Source organism: Haemophilus haemolyticus (assembly GCF_003493685.1).
Taxonomy (GTDB): Bacteria; Pseudomonadota; Gammaproteobacteria; order Enterobacterales; family Pasteurellaceae; genus Haemophilus; species Haemophilus haemolyticus_O.
This window is the reverse complement of the sequence record NZ_QQJW01000003.1, coordinates 167,456-190,145: the sequence shown is the minus strand read 5'-3', so window position 1 is coordinate 190,145 and position 22,690 is coordinate 167,456. Positions and strand designations below refer to the sequence as shown.

Below are 22,690 nucleotides of genomic sequence, written 5' to 3'. Positions count from 1 at the left end.
TTTGTAGCCTTTTAAGCGTATGATTTTGCGCGCAGTTTTGGAGAAAATAGATGTCAGAAATTCAACACTTTAGCCAACAAGATATAGAAATATTGGGTGAGCAAACTTTGTATGAAGGTTTTTTCACACTCAAACGAATTCAATTTAAACATAAGCTTTTTGCAGGTGGTGAAAGCGGTGTGGTAACGCGTGAATTACTTATTAAAGGTGCTGCCTCTGCCGTTATCGCTTATGATCAAAAAGAAGATTCTGTGATTTTAGTTGAGCAAGTTCGTATTGGCGCGGCTTATCATCCTGAATCTAATCGTTCGCCTTGGTTACTCGAATTAATTGCAGGCATGGTGGAAAAAGGTGAAAAGCCGGAAGAGGTTGCTTTGCGTGAGAGTGAAGAAGAAGCGGGAATTCAAGTTAGAAATTTAACGCATTGCTTAAGTGTGTGGGATAGCCCAGGTGGAACGGTGGAGAGAATTCATTTATTTGCCGGTGAGGTTGATAGTTCAAAAGCAAAAGGTATTCACGGTTTGGCTGAAGAAAATGAAGACATTCGAGTACACGTAGTAAAACGTGAACAGGCGTATCAATGGATGTGCGAGGGGAAAATTGACAATGGCATTGCAGTGATCGGGCTGCAGTGGCTTCAATTAAATTATGCTCAGTTACAACAAAGTTGGAAATGTAGTTAGGGGGCATTAATGAAAAATACGTTTGTTTATCAGGCGGAAAAGCCTGTTATTAAATTATTACAAATTACGGATCCCCATTTATTTAAAGATGAACGTGCGGAATTATTGGGGGTAAATACACAAGCAAGTTTTGCTCAAGTATTAAAGGAAATTCAGCAAGAAAATAACGAATTTGATGTGATTCTTGCTACAGGCGATCTGGTGCAGGATAGTAGTGATGAAGGTTACACTCGTTTTGTAGAAATGATGAAACCTTTCAATAAACCTGTGTTTTGGATTCCTGGAAATCACGATTTTCAGCCTAAAATGGCAGAATTTTTAAATCAGCCACCAATGAACGCGGCAAAACATCTTCTATTGGGCGAACATTGGCAAGCCTTATTGTTGGATAGTCAAGTTTATGGTGTACCACACGGACAACTAAGCCAGCATCAACTCGATTTATTAAAAGAAACCTTAGAAAAAAATCCTGAACGCTATACGTTGGTTGTATTACACCATCATTTATTACCAACTAATTCCGCATGGCTTGATCAACATAACCTTCGTAATTCTCACGAATTGGCAGAAGTGCTTGCGCCTTTCACCAATGTGAAAGCTATTTTATATGGGCATATTCATCAAGAAGTAAACAGTGAATGGAATGGTTATCAAGTGATGGCAACACCAGCGACTTGTATTCAATTTAAACCTGATTGCCAGTATTTTTCTCTTGATACGTTACAGCCCGGTTGGCGTGAAATTGATCTACATTCAGATGGTTCAATTCGTACGGAAGTAAAGCGCATTCAGCAAGCGGAATTTTTGCCGAATATGCAAGAAGAAGGGTATTAATCAAACTAAAGTGCGGTGAAAATTCACCGCACTTTTTTCCAGTTAGAAATGGTATGCATCAGTAAATGTGTACCATTTTTTTATGATTTTATTATGCAATCACAACTTGTTCTGCACCGTCTTCAGCGTGTTCAATATGCCCGATTAACCATGCATTCTCACCCGCTTGTTTTAAGATCGCTAATGCGGTCTCGACTTGCTCCTGAGGAAGTGCAATTATCATGCCTACACCACAATTGAAGGTTCGGTACATTTCATATGTGTCGATATTGCCTTTTTCTTGTAACCAATTAAACACGGAAGGCCATTCCCAGCTTTTTTCATCAATTACTGCTTTGGTGTTTTTAGGCAATACGCGCGGAATGTTTTCCCAGAAACCGCCGCCTGTTAAATGTGCAATCGCATGAACATCGGCTTGTTTAATAAGTGCTAACACGGATTTAACATAGATTTTTGTTGGCGCAAGTACATGTTCGCTTAATGGTTTATTATCAAGCAGCTCTGTTGCAGGATTAACGCCTGCAACATCAATCACTTTACGAACTAAAGAATAACCGTTTGAATGTGGGCCACTGGAACCTAACGCAATTAAGGCATCGCCATTTTTTACACGGCTACCATCAATAATTTCAGATTTTTCTACAACGCCTACACAGAACCCAGCTAAATCATAATCGCCTTCATGATACATTCCCGGCATTTCTGCTGTTTCACCACCCACTAATGCACAACCCGATTGCACACAACCATCAGCAATTCCTTTTACAACGTCAGCTGCTACATCAACATCTAGTTTTCCTGTTGCATAATAATCTAAGAAAAACAGTGGTTCAGCACCTTGAACGACTAAATCATTGACACACATAGCGACTAAATCAATGCCAATAGTGTCGTGTTTTTTTAAATCAATGGCTAAGCGTAATTTCGTGCCAACTCCATCAGTGCCAGATACTAAAACAGGTTCTTTATATTTGCTTGGTATCGCACATAAGGCGCCAAATCCACCTAATCCCCCGATCACTTCTGCACGAGTGGTACGTTTCACTTCTGGTTTAATTCGTTCAACTAATGCATTGCCAGCATTAATGTCAACTCCGGCATCTTTATAGCTTAATGATTGTTTGCTCACAGTGTTTTCCTATATCGATAAGTATTGAAAAATAAATTTCGATTTATTTTAACAGCTTAAGCAAACGTTTGCGATTTAAATTTAAGATAAAAAAACCGCACTTTAGAAAAAGTGCGGTCGAGTTTGACATTGTTTTTAACGATTCGCCAGTTCAAAAATCATCGCTTCTGCTTGGCAACTAAAAGTGAAAGAGGCATTTAATTGAACGCCGTTTTCAACTGCCACGATTTCGCTTTTAATTTCGCAAGGATCACTTTCTGTATCGCGCGCTTTCTTCGTTAATCGTTCAAGCGCTGCATTAGCATCTGCTTCTGTGCTATAAACTTGATGTACTTCTACGCTACAGTCAGAGCCATCAATAATCGTGCCTACATCAACACAGCTACAACTTAAGGATTCTTCTGCTTTGCATTTTACGGTCATTTTCTTTTCCTTATATGAATATTTTGGTGCATTTTATCATTTTTCTTTTTCTCCATAAATGACAAAAATTTAACAAAATAGTCCATTAAATGTAAAAAGTTCCCGCTAACTGGTCGGAGTTCTGGTGAGAATAAGGAAATGGGTTTGCGCTCAATGGCATCGAGTTTTAGAATCGGCAAGATTTTTATTTATAACAAAGGTTTCCAAATGAAAAAATTTAATCAATCTGTTTTAGCAACTGCAATGTTATTGGCTGCAGGTGGCACAAATGCGGCAGCGTTCCAATTGGCGGAAGTTTCTACTTCTGGGCTTGGCCGTGCGTATGCGGGTGAAGCGGCGATTGCAGATAATGCATCAGTAGTAGCAACTAACCCGGCTTTGATGAGTTTATTTAAAACTGCACAGTTTTCCACAGGTGGCGTTTATGTTGATTCTAGAATTAATATGAGTGGTGATGTGAAGCTTACTGGTGCAGCTGTGCCGAGTGGAAATCCTGTAAATGGTTCTGCCGCACAACGTCGAGTTGTTCCTGCCGCTTTTGTACCTAATTTGTATTTTACAGTACCTGTGAATGATAAATGGGCAATGGGTGCGGGGATGAATGTGAATTTTGGTTTAAAAAGTGAATATGGCGATCGATATGATGCTGGTTTGTTTGGTGGTACCACAGAACTCACCTCTATTAATTTAAATTTAAGCGGTGCTTATCGTGTGACTGAGGGGTTTAGCGTGGGACTAGGTGCAAATGCTATTTATGCAAAAGCAAAAGTTGATCGTCGTGCTGGTATTCTTAACAAGGTGCCGCTGTTGCAAGGATTGCAGCCTGATACTCAAGTTGTACAATTGCAAGATAAAGCTGCTTGGGGACTTGGCTGGAATGCAGGGGTGATGTATCAATTTAATGAGGGTAACAGAATTGGTTTAGCTTACCATTCTAAAGTTGATATTGATTTTACTGACCGTACAGCGACTAGTGCAGATGCAAGAAAAGTTGGTGAGAAGGGTGGCTTAACTCTTAAATTACCAGATTATGTAGAATTTTCTGGTTTCCATCAATTAACCGACAAATTTGCTGTGCATTATAGTTATAAATACACTCATTGGAGTCGTTTAACAAGATTACACGCTAGCTATGAAGATGGTAAGGAAGCTTTTGATAAAGAATTACAATATAGCAATAACTCTCGTATTGCATTAGGGGCAAGTTATAATCTTGATGAAAAATTGACCTTGCGTGCGGGTATTGCTTACGATCAATCTGCTTCTCGTCATCACCGTAGTGCTGCAATTCCAGATACCGATCGCACTTGGTATAGTTTAGGGGCAACTTATAAATTCACCCCGAATTTATCTATTGATCTCGCCTATGCTTACTTAAAAGGTAAGAAAGTTCACTTTAAAGAGGAAATAACACCTAAGGCGACGGCTGGATTGGTAACAGAAACCGCAAATTATACTTCTCAAGCACATGCAAATCTTTACGGCTTAAACTTAAATTATAGTTTCTAATCCGTTAAAAAATTTAGCATAATAAAGCACACTTCCACACGAGGTGTGCTTTTCTTTTTATAAAACAAGGCGAAAAATGACCGCACTTTATTACACTTATTATCCTTCACCAGTCGGCCGGCTTTTGATTTTATCTGATGGTGAAAGTATTACTCATATTGATTTTGAAAAAGAGCAATATGAGCCTAATCCAAAATGGCACAAGCAAGATGAATTGCCTGTTTTTCAAAAAGTGCGGTTGGCTTTTGAACGATATTTTAATGGGGAAGTTGAGCGGTTTGCAGATATTCCTTTAAAGCCAGAAGGCACAGCGTTTCAACAAGCCATTTGGCAAGCCTTGCGAGAAATTGATTATGGCGAGCTTTCAACTTATGGAGAGCTAGCGTTACGGATTAATAATCCTAAAGCTGTTCGTGCCGTGGGAGGCGCAGTAGGGAGTAACCCGATTAGCATTATTATTCCTTGTCACCGCATTTTAGGTAAAGCTCGTACTTTAACTGGTTTTGGTGGTGGCTTAGAGGCAAAACGTTTTTTATTACAGTTAGAGAAAATTCCCTATATTGATAAAGGCACTGAAAATACTAAGCCTCGCTTTTTTAAGAAATATCACGAATGATTCCACAAAACCTTGAACAATTGCTTTCCCAAGCACAATCAATTGCAGGCTTAACTTTTGGGGAGTTAGCTGATGAACTGCATATCCCTGTCCCACCAGATTTAAAACGTGATAAAGGCTGGGTAGGCATGTTATTAGAGCGTGCTTTAGGCGCAACGGCAGGAAGTAAAGCTGAACAGGATTTTTCTCATTTAGGTGTTGAACTTAAAACGTTACCGATTAATGCTGAGGGTTATCCTCTTGAAACGACCTTTGTGAGCCTTGCCCCATTGGTACAAAATTCAGGGGTTAAATGGGAAAATTCTCACGTTCGTCATAAACTTTCTTGTGTACTTTGGATGCCGATTGAAGGCAGCCGTCATATTCCATTACGTGAACGCCATATTGGCACGCCAATTTTATGGAAGCCAACCGCTGAGCAAGAACGTCAATTAAAACAAGATTGGGAAGAATTGATGGATTTAATTGTACTTGGCAAATTGGAGCAGATTACCGCTCGAATTGGTGAAGTTATGCAACTTCGCCCTAAGGGGGCAAATAGCCGTTCTGTGACAAAAGGCATAGGAAAAAATGGCGAAATTATAGATACCTTGCCTTTAGGTTTTTATCTAAGAAAAGAATTCACCGCTCAAATTTTGAAAGCGTTTTTAGATGTAAAGCCGCTTTAACTTGATTTTAAGACACGTCAAAAACACGGAAAAAACCGACCGCACTTTTTAGCTTGTTGCCATAAAAAATTAAGGGGATTCGATTTCGTTCCCAAGGTGGCACGCTTAATTCTTGCCAGATTTTTTTTATATCTTCTCTTGGGCGTTTTGGATGATGTCTAATTTTGCCCGAATAGCCAAAGCGAATAGAAATAGGCAAGTTCGTTTTTTCTAGCGTCACAGAGTAATCCTGCCAGTAGAAAATCAGGTTTTGTTCATTTTCTTGAACAGTGAGATTGCCTAAATCATCGGGTAAACTTAGCGTGTTTTGTTCTAATTTTAGGGAGCATTTGGTTAGATCAGAAAACGGCTTAGTTAAATATAAACAGTCCTGATAACGTCGAATGACTTTATTTACAAGCTGAAATTGAGGATTTGCCTCTTCTTTTGCAAAAACAACATCATTAATAAGTTGTGTAAGTTGGCGTTTACTTGGCATTTCAAGTTGGTTTTTGGCAAGCCACATACGCAAAAGTGCGGTCTGTTTTGCTGGTGAATATTCGCGAAATTGGAGCAGTTTAAATTGGCTTTTAATTTGACAATGTTCTGCAAAGAATTCGCTCAATAAATCATTAATTAACTGTTGCTGTTCAAAACAATGTTGAGCAGAACGTTGCACGGTTAAATCAAAATGAGCCCAGCGTTCACGTAATTCAGGCAAAATTTCATTGCGCAAGAAATTGCGATCAAATCGATTATCCTCATTACTTTCGTCTGTAATCCAGTTGAGATTTTCTTTTTGCGCATAATCTTCTAACTGTGGGCGAGTAAAGCCTAACAATGGGCGTAAAATTGGCATTCCGAATAATACACTTTGTTGTTGCATGGAGCCCAAGCCTTGTAGCCCACTGCCACGTTTTAACGCTAAGAAAAATGTTTCTGTTTGATCATTTAGATGATGTGCCGTAACCAGTATTTCTTGCGTTTGAAGATGTTTTTTTATGGCTTGATAGCGTGCTTCACGCGCCCCAGCCTCAATGCCATTGGTTTTATCTACTTTTACTCGCTCGATAATCAGCGGAATTTGAAATTGATCGCACAAGTTTTGGCAGTGTTTAGCCCAGCCGTCTGCATTGGGGCTTAAGCCGTGATAGATATGGATTGCTCGTACTGATAAAGGCGGTAAGTGCGGTTGTTTTTGACGAAGTTTTGCAAATAAAGAAAGAAGTACAGTGGAATCCAAACCACCACTCAAGGCAATAAGAAATGCTTGAGCGGTGGTTTGTTTGAGTTGTTTTTCAATGTCTGAAAGTAAGTCCATTAGGCAACTTTTTCAGCTTTATAATTGCTGCTTGGGTTGAGAATTTCAAAACGTGCGGCAATGGTTTGTAATTCGTAAGAACCCAATTCAAAGGTGGTTTTCATTACACCTGCTACTTCGTTATTCATGGCTTCAAAGGCTTCTACATCAGATTTTCCATTGAGTAAATTTGCTAAGAATGTACCCGCGATTAAATCGCCCACGCCCACTGGTTCAAAGTTGAATTGATAAAGCGGACGGCTTAAATGCCAAACACCTTCAGGGGTTGCCATAATAATTTCAAATGTATCAGGATCGTTAATTTTACCCGCACTACCTAAATGTTTAACAAGAACTTTTTTCACGCCTTTGGCAATCAACGCATTCACTGCTTTTAATACATCGTCAAAGGTATTAATTGGAAATTCGGTTAGCTGACGCAATTCGTGTAAGTTTGGCGTCATAATATCTGCCACTGGAATGGCTTTTTCAATAAGTGCTTCGCGAACACCATTGGCAACAACGCAGATTTTTTTCGGATGTGGCATCACTGGGTCACATAAATAAAGTGCATTTGGATTACGCAGTTTGATTTGTTCTAAGGCAAAAAGAATTTGATCAACTTGTTCCGCAGAACCTAAATAACCTGATAACAAAGCATCACATTCTTGTAGTTTTTCAATGTTATCAAGTCCAGTTATAATTTCTCGGATTTGTTCTTGTGGAATGACCATACCTGTCCATTTTCCATATTGCGTGTGATTAGAAAATTGAACGGTATTTAATGCCCATACATCGACGCCTAATAACTGCATTGGAAAAGTCGCGGATTTGTTACCCGCAAAACCATAGACCACGTGGGATTGAATCGAAAGTACGTTTTTCATTGTGTTTTCTCCTTTGTTGTATATTTAGATCAAAAAAGAGCGGCAAAAATCACCGCTCTTTTAGAATGTTAGTTAGCAATAACCGTAAGACATTAAACGTGCATAGCGTCTATTTAATAATTCTTCTTTGCTTAGCCCGTCGAGCTCTGCTAAATCTTCTTTTAAACGAAGTTTTAAGTTTTCAGCCATTTCTAGATAATTACGATGTGCGCCACCTAAAGGTTCTTGCACAATGCTATCGATGAGATTTAATTCTTTTAAACGGCTTGCGGTTAATCCCATTACTTCTGCTGCTGTTGATGCTTTTTCTGCACTTTTCCAAAGAATAGAAGCGCAGCCTTCAGGCGAGATCACAGAATAAGTGGAATACTGCAACATATTCACTTTATCGCCGACGCCAATAGCTAATGCACCGCCCGAACCGCCTTCACCGATAACGGTACAAATAACAGGAACGGTAAGTTGTGCCATTTCGCGTAAGTTACGGGCGATAGCTTCCGCTTGACCACGTTCTTCTGCGCCGATACCAGGATAAGCTCCTGGTGTGTCAATAAATGTGATAATTGGCAATTTAAAACGTTCAGCCATTTCCATTAAACGTAACGCTTTACGATAGCCTTCAGGTGCGGGCATACCAAAATTGCGTTGTACTTTTTCTTTTACGGAACGACCTTTTTGATGACCAATTACCATCACTGGACGACCATCTAAACGTGCAAGACCGCCAACGATCGCTTTATCATTAGCAAATGCGCGATCGCCTGCAAGTTCTTCAAATTCAGTAAAAATATGTTCGATATAATCTAATGTATAAGGGCGATTTGGATGACGCGCCATACGTGAAACTTGCCAAGCATCGAGGTTAGCAAAGGTTTTTTTAGTGAGTTCGTTACTTTTCTTTTGTAAGCGTTTGATTTCATCAGTTAAATCGACTTTATCATCCGATGCTGCACGTAATGCTTCAATTTTTGCTTCTAATTCTGCAATCGGCAATTCAAAATCTAAATATTCTTGGCTCATTTTCTTATCCTAAAAAGACCGTAAAAATTGACCGCACTTTATCAAGAATTAAAGTGTGGCGCAAATGGTTTTCACTGGTTGGGCAAGCTTATAATCGCTCTTTTTTGAAGAGTGATAAGATAAATAAAAACGCTGAACAAATGACAACAGAAGGCCCAGCAGCGGTATCATAAAAGGCTGATAATATTAGCCCAGCTATAATCGACAACATACTGACTACAATTGCCCAGCCCACCATAGATTCTGGCGTTCTCGCAAAGCGACGAGCAGTTGCTGCAGGGATTATTAATAAGGATGTGATTATTAATGCACCGACAAATTTCATGCTCAAGGCAATGGTCAATGCGGTTAATATCATCAAAATAAAACGCATTTTTTTGATATTAATGCCTTCAACTTGCGCGAGTTCTGGCGATACGGTGGTGGAAAGTAAGGATTGCCAAAAGTAAATTAATGTTGAAAGCACAATTATTACGCCAATCCCAATATAAATTAAATCGGTATAATTAATTGCGAGCAAATCCCCAAATAAGTAACTCATCAAATCTACCCGTACATTATGTAGTAATCCTACTGTCACAACCCCGAGAGATAAGCAGCTATGGGCGATAATGCCGAGCAAAGTATCAATGGAAAATTGCGTGTTGCTTTCTAACCACACCATTGCGATAGCAAGAATTAAGGTCAGCACGACAATCGCAATGTAAGGATTGACTTGTAAGAAAATACCTAATGCCACGCCGAGCAAGGCAGAATGAGAAAGTGTGTCACCAAAATAAGCCATTTTCCGCCACACCACAAATACGCCAAGTGGCGCGGTAATAAGTGAAAGCAAAATGCCTGTTAAAAGGGCAGGAAATAAAATCTCAAACATTATTTATCCTTATTTTGGCAATGCACTGCTGATGAATTACAACCGCACACATCGCCGTGCAAGGTGTGATGATGATTATGATGATGAGTATAAAAGCCGACATTTTGTGCGAGCTGATTTCCCCATAAACGCATAAATGTTGGATCATTTGACAGAACATCAGGCGTACCTGCACAGCAAATATGTTGGTTAATACACAATACTTCTTTGCTGTCCGCCATCACAATGTGTAAATCGTGTGATACCATCAATACAGCACAATTTAATTTTTGTTGGGTTTGATGAATTAGCTGATAAAGCTCTGCTTGCCCAGTAATATCTACGCCTTGAGTGGGTTCATCTAGCACAAGTAAATTCGGTTTATTTAAAATTGCACGCGCCAATAATACGCGTTGCATTTCGCCACCAGAAAGTTTTTGCATATTGCTTTTGCGTAAATGTGAAATCGAAAGTTGCTCAAGTGCGGTGGATATTTCTTGTGTTTTAACCCCTTTTTTTAGTGAAAGAAATCGCTCGACCGTAATGGGTAAACTATGGTCCAAATGGATTTTTTGTGGCACATAACCAATACGAACATTTTTACTATAAATGACTTCGCCAGAAGTGGGCGTTTGTAATTTTAATAAGGTTTTTAACAACGTAGATTTGCCACCACCATTTGGCCCCACAATGGTAATAATAGAATTGGGATAGATATTTAAATTAATATCTTGCAGAGCGGTTTTTTGTGCGAAAACCACATTGATATTTTTTAATTGAATGAGCGGTTGTGGGTTTTGCTCGTTGCGAATGGCTGTGATATTCATAAAATCGCCGTGTTTTCAACAATGGTTGGGGAAAATAACGCATTTTTATAGAATTCTCAAGATTTTCTACCCAATGTCGAATATTTAAGCATTTGAATAATGCTTTTTCCATAGGAATGAATTTTCTTTATAATCTGTAGTCTGAATGCTGAAAACTTTTTTATTTTAGGGATGTCAGTGCAACACGTAAAATTAGCTCGAGATAGACGAAAAAAACGCGCGTATATAAAAGTAGGCGTGTTTTTTGTTGCTATTCTGCTTATTTTGACAGGCATTTTACTTACAATAAAAGACAAATCTGAAGAAAATCCCGTTTTCTCCACCGCAGATAATATGGAATATCAAGCGTTAAATACATCGTCAAGTAAAACGCAACAAAATCCCACCACATTTCAATCTGAAGAAAACGCCACCTCTTATGATGATGAGCTACAAGCAAAAGATGACGAAGTTGATGAAATAAAACCACCTGCGGATGACTTCGATACTTTGCCTCAACACGCACAAGATGCGCTCAATGGCGTATTGGATGCTGCCGATCAAGCCATAAAAATTACCGATCAATTTAGCTATACGGTGACCGAAGGGGACACCTTAAAAGATGTTTTGGCTCTGTCTGGCTTGGATGATTTAACAGTACAACAGTTGCTGGCGCTAGATCCTGATTTAGCCCACTTAAAAGCAGGTCAGCAGTTTTATTGGGTTTTAGATAAAAGTGACAACTTAGAATATTTGAATTGGCTGGTATCTGAAAAAGAAGAACGGGTTTATGAACGTGTTGAAGATGGGCAATTTAAACGCCAAGTTATTGAAAAGAAAAGTATTTGGCGAAAAGAAGTATTAAAAGGCGAGATTCAAAATTCTTTAAATAGTAGTTTAAGAGAACAAGGTCTTAATACGCGTCAAATTAGCCAACTTAGTAACACCTTACAATGGCAAGTGAGTTTGAGAAAACTAAAAAAAGGCACTCAATTTGCCATTTTAGTTTCTCGTGAATATTTAGGCGATAAACTTACAGGTCAAGGTAATGTTGAGGCGTTACGTATTTCATCTGGTGGTAAAAATTATTATGCAGTGCAAGCGGCAAATGGTCGTTATTATAATCAGCAAGGAGAAACTTTAGGCAAAGGTTTTGCTCGTTATCCATTGCAGCGACAAGCACGCGTTTCCTCCCCTTTTAATCCAAATCGTCGCCATCCAGTAACAGGACGTGTTCGTCCCCATAAAGGCGTGGATTTCTCTGTTTCTCAAGGCACACCAGTTATTGCACCAGCAGATGGTACAGTTGAAAAGGTCGCTTATCAGGCTGGCGGTGCTGGGCGTTATGTTGTATTGCGTCACGGGCGTGAATATCAAACTGTTTATATGCACTTGAGCAAACCCTTAGTAAAAGCAGGGCAAACAGTTAAAAAAGGCGAACGTATTGCGCTTTCTGGTAACACGGGCATTTCTACGGGGCCGCATTTACATTATGAATTTCATATTAACGGTCGAGCAGTGAATCCTCTTACCGTAAAATTACCGGGTACTAGCAGCGGTATGAGTTCAGCTGAACGTAAACAATTCCTTGTTCGTGTTCGTGAAGCAGAAAAAATGTTAAAACCTTAGCTATATAAAGTGCGGTCAAAAATGGTCGCATTTTTACCTTATGTAAAATAATATTTACACTTTGTTGTAAAGAAATTATCATAGCCATATCTTAATTATTTCCATTCCCTGAATATGACAATTTCTAAATTTGATCCACAAAATCCTTTCGATTGTTTTGTTGTACAAAGTGAAGCGATGAAAAGTGCGGTAGAAAACGCGAAACGTTTTGCTATGTTTGATGTGCCTTTGTTAATTCAAGGCGAAACGGGGAGTGGAAAAGATTTGTTAGCGAAAGCCTGCCATTATCAGAGTTTACGTCGTGATAAAAAATTTATCGCAGTAAATTGTGCTGGGTTGCCTGATGAAGATGCGGAAAGTGAAATGTTTGGTAGAAAAGTTGGCGACAGTGAAACCATTGGTTTTTTTGAATACGCTAATAAAGGGACGGTTTTACTGGATGGTATAGCTGAACTTTCATTGAGTTTACAGGCAAAATTATTGCGTTTTTTAACGGATGGATCTTTCCGTCGAGTAGGCGAAGAAAAGGAACATTATGCAAATGTGCGCGTAATTTGCACATCACAAATTCCACTTCATTTGCTTGTTGAGCAAGGTAAAGTTCGTGCTGATTTATTTCATCGCTTAAATGTTCTTACTCTTAATGTGCCACCATTACGTGATCGCATGGCAGATATTGAGCCGCTGACACAAGGTTTTTTACAGGACATCAGCGAAGAATTAAAAATTGCAAAACCAACTTTCGATAAAGATTTTCTTCTTTATTTGCAGAAATATGATTGGAAAGGGAATGTTCGTGAACTTTATAACACTCTTTATCGTGCCTGCTCTCTGGTACAAGATAATCATTTAACTATCGAAAGTTTAAATCTTGCTCCGTCACAAAGTGCGGTGATTTCTTTGGATGAATTTGAAAATAAAACCTTAGATGAAATCATCGGTTCTTATGAGGCACAAGTTCTAAAATTATTTTATGCAGAATATCCAAGCACGAGAAAATTAGCTCAACGTTTAGGCGTTTCCCATACTGCGATTGCGAATAAATTGAAACAATATGGGATTGGAAAATAATTTTCTATAAATTAGGCATCCTGAGATTGTATTTTAATATCCGCTAATCTAGAAGATTGCTTACATAACTTTAACCACATAATTTTATCAATCTGTACGTCTAATAAGAATTCTCCCTGTTCCGAAATTTGTTCATGGCGTACACAATCAAGTTGATAAAAAGCATGGCGAAGTTTGCCTTCGTGAGGTTGTAAAATTAAAGAAAGAGAAAGTATCTCGTTTTTTAACCGCACTTTAATGGCTTCAAACAATAAATGAATACCCAGATCATCTTGCGCAGAGAGATAGACCGCAACAGGCTGGTTTTCATCATTGTATTCGATATGCGGCGTAACATTTTCCAACAAATCAATTTTGTTATATACCAATAGAACAGGCACTTGTCCTGCACCAATTTCTTCTAGCACATCATTGACTGCATCGATATTTTCTTGTTTTCGTGAATCAGCCGCATCAATCACATGAAGTAATAAGCTAGCTTCTACCGTTTCTTGTAAAGTCGATTTAAAGGCTGAAACAAGATCATGCGGAAGCTGTCGAACAAATCCTACTGTATCCGCTAAAATTGCCGTACCAACATCTTGAATCTGTAATTTTCGTAAAGTTGGATCTAAGGTTGCAAAAAGCTGATCTGCTGCATAAACCTCTGCATTGGTTAAACGATTAAATAAGGTTGATTTCCCTGCATTGGTATAGCCAACAAGTGAAATGGTCGGGATATCTGCCTTTTGGCGTGTTTGGCGATTTTGATTACGCTGTTTCTCCACTTTTGCCAATCGATTTTGTAATTGAGAAATGCGTACTTTAATCAATCGACGATCTGTTTCTAACTGGGTTTCACCCGGCCCACGTAATCCTACTGCCCCTTTTTGTTGATCTAATCCTGTTTTGCGACGAACTAATCGAGTGGATAAGTGTTTTAGTTGCGCAAGTTCAACCTGTAATTTTCCCTCATGAGAACGTGCTCGTTGGGCGAAAATATCTAAAATGACGCCAGTGCGATCGACCACTCGACAATGACACAAACTTTCTAAGTTACGTGTTTGTGCGGGGGTTAATTGATGGTTAAAAAGCACTACATCAGCATTATGTGATTGCACCGCATCTGCAATTTCTTGAGCTTTTCCCTCACCTACAAAATATTTAGCTTGAGGAGTGTTACGGCTTGTAGTGATAGTATCTAATACATCCACATTAGCAGAATCAGCGAGTAGCAAAAACTCTTGTAGATCATCAGTGTTTTTATCTTGCGCAAAGAAAACGTGAACCACGATGGCGGTATCACGCGTTTTTTCAGATTGTTGGGATGAAGAAAGTGCGGTTGAAATTTCCTGAGAATTTTCAACCGCACTTAATAAATATTGATTATCCATTGATGGAGCTGTGATTATTCTGCTTGTGTTTCCACGTTTTCAACGGCTTCAGGTGTTGCTACATGATGGCTGCTATTGTGATGAGAAACAGATCGCGCAGGCACAACGGTTGAAATTGCGTGTTTATATACCATTTGGTTCACAGTGTTTTTTAATAAAATCACGAATTGATCGAATGATTCAATTTGACCTTGAAGTTTGATTCCGTTTACAAGGTAGATTGATACAGGAATGCGTTCGCGACGAAGCGCATTTAAATAAGGATCTTGTAAAGATTGTCCTTTTGCCATTTTGCTATCCTTTGTTGTCGTTATTATGAAATTTTGGTGATAGAAACGAGTTGTCTCCGCGCGCAAGTGTAGCAATAAACACAAATGTTGTCTATTTGCTTTCCCGTAACTTTTGTAAAATTGCTTTCATTTTATGATCTAGTGGTGCATTGAAACGCAGTGTTTCGCCATTTTTAGGGTGCTCAAATCGAATTGAAAAGGCATGCAAGAACAAACGGTTCAATCCTAATTCGCTCATTTGTTTATCAAAATCTTTATCACCGTATTTATCATCTAATGCAATGGGATGTCCGGCATATTGTGTATGTACACGGATTTGATGGGTTCGCCCTGTGACTGGTGAAGCCTTCACGAGCGTAGCATTTGTATAGCGTTCTTCAATGCTAAATCGGGTTTCAGATGGTTTGCCTTGCTCGCTGACACGCACAATGCGCTCTCCGCTGGATAATTCATTTTTCAAAAGCGGTGCTTGAACAACTTTTACATGGGATTGCCATTGTCCACGTACTAACGCTAAATAATCTTTTTGAACGGTTTTTACGCGAAGTTGTTCATGCAAATTACGTAATGCTGAACGTTTTTTAGCAATTAATAAAATGCCTGATGTATCGCGATCCAAACGATGAACCAGTTCTAAAAACCGTGCTTCTGGACGCAATGCTCGCAAGGCTTCAATCACACCAAAATTTAAACCACTCCCGCCATGCACAGCGATTCCTGAAGGTTTATTTAAAACAATCAAACAATTATCTTCAAACAAAATTTGATTTTCAAGTGCGGCGACTTTATTGAGATTTTTTGAAATCGACGCATCGTTTTTTTCAGCCACACGCACTGGCGGAACGCGAACAATATCACCTGTTTGCAGTTTATATTCTGGCTTAATCCGGCCTTTATTTACCCGCACTTCACCTTTACGCACAATACGATAAATTAAACTTTTGGGTACGCCTTTGAGTTTTGCTAATAAATAATTATCGATACGTTGGCCGCTTTCATCTTCACTAATTGTCAACATTTTTACTGATGAATTAATGATTTTTTCGTTTTGTTCTGTCATCTTTTTTCCTTTTGAAAATTGGCGCGAATCATATCACAAAGGCTCTATTAACGTAACTCTATGAGCGTAATATTCACCTTGCTAATTAATCGTTTTCTATGGATAATAGAGCGTCTTTTTGCGTCTAAGAATTTGCGTAAAAAAGGATAAGTTTTGTTGGTGAAAACTCAATGCAGCAATCGGCATAAGACATTGATAATCAACATTTTTCTTGAAATGAATTAGCCGCTTGCAACGCGTGTGGAATATCGCGTTGTTTTATAAAGCAAACGTTTATGCTTAATAACGTTATCAATGCACCCAGCAACATACAGTCGTGAGATTGACTGGCGCGAGAAACACGAGGTCGATAACGAAGCAAAGTGCGGTTTATTTTGAGGTCTTTTAAAATATTTAATAAGAGAATTGACAATGAAAAGAATGTTAATTAATGCGACTCAAAAAGAAGAGTTGCGTGTAGCGCTTGTTGACGGACAGCGCTTATTTGACCTGGATATTGAAAGTCCAGGACATGAGCAAAAAAAAGCGAACATCTACAAAGGGAAAATTACTCGCGTTGAGCCAAGCTTAGAAGCGGCTTTTGTAGATTATGGTGCAGAACGTCATGGTTTTTTGCCATTAAAAGAAATTGCTCGTGAATATTTTCCCGATGATTATGTTTTCCAAGGTCGTCCGAATATTCGCGATATCTTGAGCGAAGGCCAAGAAGTTATCGTTCAAGTTAATAAAGAAGAACGCGGAAACAAAGGCGCAGCCTTAACCACTTTCGTTTCTCTTGCGGGTAGTTATTTGGTCATTATGCCAAATAATCCGCGTGCGGGTGGAATCTCTCGTCGTATCGAAGGGGATGAGCGTACTGAATTAAAAGAGGCATTAAGTTCATTAGATGTGCCTGAAGGCGTGGGGTTGATTGTTCGTACTGCTGGTGTGGGGAAATCTCCAGAAGAGTTGCAGTGGGACTTAAAAGTTTTACTTCACCATTGGGAAGCGATTAAACAAGCCTCTCAAAATCGTCCAGCACCTTTCTTGATTCATCAAGAAAGTGATGTAATTGTTCGTGCTATTCGTGATTATTTGCGCCGTGATATTGGTGAGATCCTTATTGATAGCCCGAAAGTGTTTGAAAAAGCAAAAGAGCATATCAAACTGGTTCGCCCTGATTTCATCAATCGCGTGAAACTTTATCAAGGCGAAGTGCCTCTTTTCAGCCACTATCAGATCGAATCTCAAATCGAGTCAGCATTCCAACGTGAAGTGCGTTTACCTTCTGGCGGTTCAATCGTTATTGATGTAACTGAAGCCTTAACTGCTATTGATATTAACTCCGCGCGTTCTACTCGTGGTGGCGATATTGAAGAAACGGCATTAAATACTAACCTTGAAGCGGCAGATGAAATTGCTCGCCAATTACGTTTGCGTGACTTAGGTGGTTTAGTTGTTATCGATTTCATTGATATGACGCCAGTTCGTCACCAACGTGAAGTAGAAAATCGTATTCGTGATGCCGTTCGTCAAGATCGTGCTCGTATTCAAATTAGCCGCATTTCTCGTTTCGGTTTGTTAGAAATGTCGCGTCAGCGTTTAAGTCCTTCATTAGGTGAGTCTTCACATCACATTTGTCCTCGTTGTCAAGGAACAGGTAAAGTGCGTGATAACGAATCTCTTTCCTTGTCTATCTTGCGTCTAATCGAGGAAGAAGCATTAAAAGAAAACACCAAGCAAGTGCATACGATTGTACCAGTACAAATTGCTTCTTATCTTCTTAACGAAAAACGTAAAGCAATAAGCAATATTGAAAAACGTCACAATGTAGATGTCATTGTTGCGCCAAATGAAGCAATGGAAACACCGCACTTTAGCGTTTTCCGCTTACGCGATGGCGAAGAAGTGAACGAATTGAGCTATAACTTAGCGAAAATTCACTGCGAGAAAGATGAAAGCACCGAGGAATCTCTTGTTTCTCGTAATGTGGAAACAACCGTTGTTGCTGAACAACCTGCAGTTGAAAGTGCGGCAGTGGCTCTTTCTATTTCTGAAGCGGCTCCGACACCAGTTGAGCGTAAATCGAATGAACCGTCTTTGTTGGCAAAAATTATTGCGAAAATTAAAGGTTTATTTGCTTCTGAATCCGAAGAAAATAAACCAAAAAATAACCGCACTTCGCGCAATTCTAATCGTAATCAACGTCGTCCACAGGATCGCCGTACTTCTCGTCGTCCACGTTCTGAAAATAACGAAAGGGAAAGAACCGAAGAGCAAGTTCGTAATATCCGCGAGCGTAATCAACGCCGTCCTCGCCGTAACTTAGTGGAAGAAAGTATCGCTGAAAGTGCGGTAAATTCTACACCGGTTTTTGAGGCTCAGGATGAAAAAACTGAGCAAGTGACTCAACGCCGTCAACGTCGTGATTTACGTAAACGCGTGCGCGTTGAAGATAGTGAGATGGCTGTTGAAAATAACGAAAACATTGTTGAACAAATGCCAGAAGTGGATGTCGTCGAAGTTCAGACCGTTCAAGATGATGAAAAACCAGTTCGTCAAAACCAAGAACGTTCTGAACGTCAAGATCGTCAACGTCGTACCCCACGTCATTTACGAGCAGCGAATAATCAACGTCGTCGCCGTAATCAAGAGCCAAAATCGCCAATGCCATTATTTGCTGCAGTGGCTTCACCTGAATTGGCAAGTGGAAAAGCTTGGGTGGACTATTCAACAGTGAACATTCCGAAAGAAAATAATTTCTTATCTGTGGATGAATTGCTCGAGCAAGAGAAAACTAAAAAAGGTTTTATCACGCCAGCAATGGGGATTGTGGTTGAAGAAAAATCTCTTGAAGTAAAACCAGCATTAGATTTTATTACTCAGCCAGCTAATGAATCTGTACAGAAAAAAGTACAAGAATCTTTAGATCGTTTAAATTCTCATAAACCTCAAGAAACCGTTGAGTCTATTGAAGCAACGATTGCTGTAAATGAGCCTGAAACTGTAAATAAACCAGCCTTTGTTCGTACTTATGAGTTTAATGGACGTTTAGGTACTATTTCTTCAGTTACTCATACAAAAGCAGAGATGACTTTGGCGAAAGCAAGTGATGAAATGCCAGAAGCTTTCCCAATTACTGAATGGCAAGATTCTCGCTATTATTTTTACGGTAAAGGGGCGGCAGGGCATCATTGTGCGATTAGCCATGTATATTCTGAGCCTACCCGAGCAAAATCAGAGTAATCTAAAATAAAAAATTAGAATTGGCGTGATTTTTATTATGTCAATTCTTTTTATTTTTGGGTTGCAGTAAAAATAATCACTTAATAAAAATGAGATGATTTCTGCTTGACGATTTTTCTCAAAAAACGTATTATGCGTGCGCATTAAATCACGGAGGAATGGTCGAGTGGTTGAAGGCACCGGTCTTGAAAACCGGCGAGGGTTTACGCCCTCCTAGGGTTCGAATCCCTATTCCTCCGCCATCAACTTTTAAAAGTTAACTAATTCGAGAGAATTAGTTTTTATTTCTCATCATCTATTTTCCGTATTTTCACGGTTTTCCATTTCTTCTTTAAACACCAAATATTCTTCTAAAAGATCGATTGCCTCTTGGCATTTTTGCTGGCGTTTTTTATAACCTTCCGCAAGTTGAGCATAACGTATTTTTTCATCATTATTTTTTTCTGCTTGCGCTAAATCTTTATGTTGTTGATAAAGCTTATTCAAGCGTTCTAATGCTTCATAGTATTTTTCCAACCGTTCTCTTGGCGGCAATTTATGAATGCTATGTTGAGATTTTTGAATGGTTTGTTTCGTTGTTGTTTGGGGTGCTGTTAGGTGAGTATTCTTGCGAGTTAAAGCTTCCGAAAGAACGGAACATTGGGCGAGTAAACGCTCGGCCAGAAAATTATAGTGATTAAGATTGTTAGATTCTAATGTCTTTATTCTATCTAGCGTTTGATTGATTTCCTTTAGATAAAAGGAAACATTTTGTCCATTTTCACTAAACAAAGTGCGGTCAAATTTGGCGAAGATTTTTTCTTCTCGTTTGGATAAATGAGCTTGATAAAGTTGTTGAACTTTTTGATCTAAGAGCTGGATAAGTTGTTGAATGGCCATAAAAAATCCCCCAATTCGGGGGATTATAATCGTTAAAGGTACATTGCTGCAATCCAGCCAAACGCTAATAATGGAATATTGTAGTGCAGGAAAGTGGGTACAACAGAGTCCCAAATGTGGTCGTGTTTACCATCCATATTTAAACCTGATGTTGGACCTAAGGTGGAGTCAGATGCAGGGGAACCGGCGTCTCCTAATGCAGCCGCAACACCAACGATTGAAACAGTGGCTAATGGTGAGAAACCAAAAGATAAACAAAGTGGCACGTAGATAGAAGCAATGATTGGTACAGTTGAGAATGATGAACCAATTCCCATTGTAATCAACAATCCGACCAGCAACATTAAGAATGCGGCCAAACCTTTACTTTGAATCGCACCATTACTTAAGCTTTGAACTAAATCTGTTACGCCCGTTGTGGCATTAATCACATTAGCAAAACCGGATGCTGCAATCATAACAAATCCAATCATAGCCATTAAACGTAAACCTTGTTGGAAGATATCATTACTTTCTTTCAGTTTGAAAATGCCACATAGTGCGAAAATAATTAAGCCAATTAAACCGCCAATGATAGTTGAACTTGTCACTAATTGTGTTGCGAAGGTCGCTACAATGGCGATTAAACTTGCAGTGATTTGTTTTGGTTTTATGTTTGCGATGTGCGCTTCAATTTCTTTTGTGGTTGGCTCTTGAATAGTTACATCATATTCTCTTGGTTTGCGATAAGTGATGAATATTGCGGTGAGCAACCCTAAAATCATACCAATTACGGGTAATAACATCGCGAGGGATACTTGAGCCACATTTGTTTGTAAACCTAGAGCAGCCCCAGCTTGATTGATATTTTTTACCAAAATACTTTCGATAAAGATTTTACCAAAGCCAACAGGAAGTAACATATAAGTTGCGGTTAAGCCGAATGTAAGTACGCAGGTTACAGCGCGACGGTCTATTTTTAGACGATTAAAAATAGAAAGTAACGGCGGCACGACGATTGGAATAAAAGCAATGTGTACAGGAAGTAAGTTCTGTGAAGAAATGGCGAATAATACCAATACACCAAAAATTAAATATTTAAACCAAGTTAAGTTGCTGGAACTTGGTGTTTTATTCATTTTAGTGATGATCTTATAGGCAATTAAATCGGTAATACCTGATTTAGAAATCGCAATCGCGAACGCACCAAGCATTGCATAGTTCATTGCGACTTCTGCGCCACCACCTAAACCTCCGGTGAAGGTTTCAATTGTTTTGCTTAAACCTAGACCACCACAGAGTCCTGCAGTGAGTGCGGCAATAACTAATGCAATAATCACGTTAATACGTAGCAAACTTAGTGCTAGTAAAACGATAATCGAAATAACAACGGGATTTGTTAACATTGTATTTTTCCTTATGAATTATTAAATGATGAATACTTTACTTTAAAATTTTTGATTGTCGAATAAATAATGATGATGTCGTTGCATTGATGACTCCTGTGTTGTGATAAAACAAAACCCCTCGAAAGTTGCCTTCCGAGGGGTAAGATTTTTATTATCCTGTCAGCTCGGAAGAAATCTTCCAAGCACACCAAAAACCTGAAAGATTATTCAGTTGAATGGTGATGATGGTGACGACGGATAATGTTCATTTTTTATCTCCAAATAAGAATTGCTTTTAAACTACTGGAAAAATAAAACGATTGCAACCACTTTTTTTAGTTTTTTAAAGTGCGGTCTGATTTCCTACTGTTTTTTCTGTTTCATCTATTTGAGAAATATGGGGAAAGCCACCTAAATCTTTTAAATGATTGACCATATAACAGAATAATTCCGCTGTACGTTCGGTGTCGTATAGCGCAGAGTGCGCTTGCTTCCCATCAAACGGGATTTTAGCAGCAAGACAGGCCTTAACGAGAACAGTCTGACCAAACATCAAGCCTGCTAAACTTGCCGTGTCAAACATGCCAAAAGGATGGAAGGGATTACGCTTTACACCGGTACGTTCAGCGGCAGCCATCACAAAACTTTGGTCAAAAGCAGCATTGTGCGCCACAATGATAGAACGTTGGCAATCTGCATCTTTTTGTCCTCTGCGCACCATTTGAAATAACCCCGTGATTGCATCGAGTTCAGACACTGCGCCACGTAATGGATTGTGAATATCAATGCCATTAAATTTCAAGGACTCTGGATTAATATTTGCTCCTTCAAAAGGCTCGATATGAAAATGGCATTTCTGATCAGGATGCAAATAACCGTTTTCATCCATTTTTAATGTGATGGCAGCCAGTTCGAGTAACGCATCTTTTTTTGCATCAAAACCTGCAGTTTCAACATCAATAATGACGGGGAAATAGCCACGAAAGCGATTTTTTAATTGGTTGTGATAAGGGATTTCTTGAGAATCGGACATAATCTATCTCTTAAAAATAAAATAACGTAGGAATCCCTACGTTATTAAAAATACAA

The 22,690-nt window shown here is 39.0% G+C and carries 22 protein-coding genes, 1 tRNA gene and 1 other annotated feature; of the genes, 9 read left to right on the top strand and 14 right to left on the bottom strand.

Annotated features, from left to right (window positions below; translation table 11 throughout):
* The first annotated feature begins 50 nt into the window (after positions 1 to 50).
* Positions 51 to 683: an ADP-ribose diphosphatase gene (nudF, locus tag DV434_RS04620; protein WP_118785151.1), complete on the top strand. Its 633-nt coding sequence runs from the start codon at positions 51 to 53 to the stop codon at positions 681 to 683.
* A gap of 9 nt (positions 684 to 692) precedes the next feature.
* A complete protein-coding gene (gene cpdA / locus DV434_RS04615) occupies positions 693 to 1,517 on the top strand; it encodes a 3',5'-cyclic-AMP phosphodiesterase (RefSeq protein ID WP_118785150.1) in 825 nt (274 codons plus the stop codon).
* Positions 1,518 to 1,608: 91 nt separating this feature from the next.
* Here cpdA and purM read toward each other — a convergent pair whose 3' ends face one another.
* Both purM and DV434_RS04605 read right to left on the bottom strand, forming a co-directional pair.
* Positions 1,609 to 2,646, bottom strand: a complete 1,038-nt coding sequence (purM, locus tag DV434_RS04610; protein ID WP_118785149.1) for a phosphoribosylformylglycinamidine cyclo-ligase — start codon at positions 2,644 to 2,646, stop codon at positions 1,609 to 1,611.
* A 135-nt stretch (positions 2,647 to 2,781) separates the two neighbouring features.
* Positions 2,782 to 3,069, bottom strand: a complete 288-nt coding sequence (locus tag DV434_RS04605) for a YfcZ/YiiS family protein (protein WP_118785148.1) — start codon at positions 3,067 to 3,069, stop codon at positions 2,782 to 2,784.
* A gap of 207 nt (positions 3,070 to 3,276) precedes the next feature.
* Here DV434_RS04605 and DV434_RS04600 point away from each other — a divergent pair, with 207 nt between their 5' ends.
* From DV434_RS04600 to mutH, 3 genes are all read left to right on the top strand, one after another.
* Positions 3,277 to 4,578: a porin gene (locus DV434_RS04600; protein WP_118785170.1), complete on the top strand. Its 1,302-nt coding sequence runs from the start codon at positions 3,277 to 3,279 to the stop codon at positions 4,576 to 4,578.
* A gap of 76 nt (positions 4,579 to 4,654) precedes the next feature.
* Positions 4,655 to 5,194 carry a methylated-DNA--[protein]-cysteine S-methyltransferase gene (locus DV434_RS04595; RefSeq protein ID WP_192881468.1) on the top strand — a complete coding sequence of 180 codons (540 nt, stop codon included), beginning with the start codon at positions 4,655 to 4,657 and terminating at the stop codon, positions 5,192 to 5,194.
* On the top strand, positions 5,191 to 5,862 hold the full coding sequence (gene mutH / locus DV434_RS04590) for a DNA mismatch repair endonuclease MutH (RefSeq protein WP_118785146.1): 672 nt from the start codon (positions 5,191 to 5,193) through the stop codon (positions 5,860 to 5,862). Before DV434_RS04595 ends, mutH begins: the two co-directional genes overlap by 4 nt.
* Positions 5,863 to 5,869: 7 nt before the next feature.
* Here the strand turns inward: mutH and tilS are convergent, their stop codons facing one another.
* From tilS to znuC, 5 genes are all read right to left on the bottom strand, one after another.
* Entirely contained in the window at positions 5,870 to 7,162 is a 1,293-nt protein-coding gene (tilS, locus tag DV434_RS04585; RefSeq protein WP_118785145.1) for a tRNA lysidine(34) synthetase TilS, read from the bottom strand.
* Positions 7,162 to 8,028: a pyridoxal kinase gene (gene pdxY, locus DV434_RS04580; RefSeq protein WP_118785144.1), complete on the bottom strand. Its 867-nt coding sequence runs from the start codon at positions 8,026 to 8,028 to the stop codon at positions 7,162 to 7,164. The genes tilS and pdxY overlap by 1 nt, the downstream gene beginning before the upstream one ends.
* A gap of 72 nt (positions 8,029 to 8,100) precedes the next feature.
* Positions 8,101 to 9,048 carry an acetyl-CoA carboxylase carboxyl transferase subunit alpha gene (gene accA / locus DV434_RS04575; protein WP_118785143.1) on the bottom strand — a complete coding sequence of 316 codons (948 nt, stop codon included), beginning with the start codon at positions 9,046 to 9,048 and terminating at the stop codon, positions 8,101 to 8,103.
* Between the two features lie 88 nt (positions 9,049 to 9,136).
* Positions 9,137 to 9,922 carry a zinc ABC transporter permease subunit ZnuB gene (gene znuB / locus DV434_RS04570; RefSeq protein WP_118785142.1) on the bottom strand — a complete coding sequence of 262 codons (786 nt, stop codon included), beginning with the start codon at positions 9,920 to 9,922 and terminating at the stop codon, positions 9,137 to 9,139.
* Positions 9,922 to 10,728 (bottom strand): zinc ABC transporter ATP-binding protein ZnuC, encoded by an 807-nt coding sequence (gene znuC / locus DV434_RS04565; protein ID WP_118785141.1) that lies wholly within the window; start codon positions 10,726 to 10,728, stop codon positions 9,922 to 9,924. The genes znuB and znuC overlap by 1 nt, the downstream gene beginning before the upstream one ends.
* Before the next feature lie 177 nt (positions 10,729 to 10,905).
* Here znuC and mepM point away from each other — a divergent pair, with 177 nt between their 5' ends.
* Positions 10,906 to 12,336, top strand: a complete 1,431-nt coding sequence (mepM, locus tag DV434_RS04560) for a murein DD-endopeptidase MepM (RefSeq protein WP_479680710.1) — start codon at positions 10,906 to 10,908, stop codon at positions 12,334 to 12,336.
* Positions 12,337 to 12,450: 114 nt separating this feature from the next.
* Entirely contained in the window at positions 12,451 to 13,407 is a 957-nt protein-coding gene (locus DV434_RS04555; protein ID WP_118785139.1) for a sigma 54-interacting transcriptional regulator, read from the top strand.
* A gap of 11 nt (positions 13,408 to 13,418) precedes the next feature.
* Here the strand turns inward: DV434_RS04555 and hflX are convergent, their stop codons facing one another.
* The 4 genes from hflX to DV434_RS10725 form a co-directional block, all read right to left on the bottom strand.
* Positions 13,419 to 14,780, bottom strand: coding sequence for a ribosome rescue GTPase HflX (gene hflX / locus DV434_RS04550; RefSeq protein WP_118785138.1), 1,362 nt, complete (start codon positions 14,778 to 14,780; stop codon positions 13,419 to 13,421).
* A gap of 14 nt (positions 14,781 to 14,794) precedes the next feature.
* Positions 14,795 to 15,070, bottom strand: coding sequence for an RNA chaperone Hfq (gene hfq / locus DV434_RS04545; protein WP_118785137.1), 276 nt, complete (start codon positions 15,068 to 15,070; stop codon positions 14,795 to 14,797).
* Between the two features lie 91 nt (positions 15,071 to 15,161).
* Complete coding sequence (rluC, locus tag DV434_RS04540; RefSeq protein WP_118785136.1) at positions 15,162 to 16,130, bottom strand: 23S rRNA pseudouridine(955/2504/2580) synthase RluC; 969 nt, start codon at positions 16,128 to 16,130, stop codon at positions 15,162 to 15,164.
* 199 nt (positions 16,131 to 16,329) lie between these two features.
* Positions 16,330 to 16,542 carry a hypothetical protein gene (locus tag DV434_RS10725; protein WP_153063178.1) on the bottom strand — a complete coding sequence of 71 codons (213 nt, stop codon included), beginning with the start codon at positions 16,540 to 16,542 and terminating at the stop codon, positions 16,330 to 16,332.
* Between DV434_RS10725 and rne the strand changes: the two genes are divergently transcribed.
* Both rne and DV434_RS04530 read left to right on the top strand, forming a co-directional pair.
* On the top strand, positions 16,542 to 19,355 hold the full coding sequence (gene rne, locus DV434_RS04535) for a ribonuclease E (RefSeq protein WP_118785135.1): 2,814 nt from the start codon (positions 16,542 to 16,544) through the stop codon (positions 19,353 to 19,355). The two genes, DV434_RS10725 and rne, sit on opposite strands and share 1 nt — an antisense overlap.
* A gap of 152 nt (positions 19,356 to 19,507) precedes the next feature.
* Positions 19,508 to 19,597 (top strand) — tRNA-Ser (locus tag DV434_RS04530).
* A 49-nt stretch (positions 19,598 to 19,646) separates the two neighbouring features.
* Here the strand turns inward: DV434_RS04530 and priC are convergent.
* From priC to rnt, 3 genes are all read right to left on the bottom strand, one after another.
* Entirely contained in the window at positions 19,647 to 20,234 is a 588-nt protein-coding gene (gene priC, locus DV434_RS04525; protein ID WP_118785134.1) for a primosomal replication protein PriC, read from the bottom strand.
* Positions 20,235 to 20,266: 32 nt separating this feature from the next.
* Complete coding sequence (locus DV434_RS04520) at positions 20,267 to 21,619, bottom strand: Na+/H+ antiporter family protein (protein WP_114909414.1); 1,353 nt, start codon at positions 21,617 to 21,619, stop codon at positions 20,267 to 20,269.
* A gap of 109 nt (positions 21,620 to 21,728) precedes the next feature.
* Positions 21,729 to 21,850: a sequence feature (His leader region), on the bottom strand.
* A 94-nt stretch (positions 21,851 to 21,944) separates the two neighbouring features.
* Positions 21,945 to 22,634 (bottom strand): ribonuclease T, encoded by a 690-nt coding sequence (gene rnt, locus DV434_RS04515; protein ID WP_118785133.1) that lies wholly within the window; start codon positions 22,632 to 22,634, stop codon positions 21,945 to 21,947.
* Between the last annotated feature and the right edge of the window lie 56 nt (positions 22,635 to 22,690).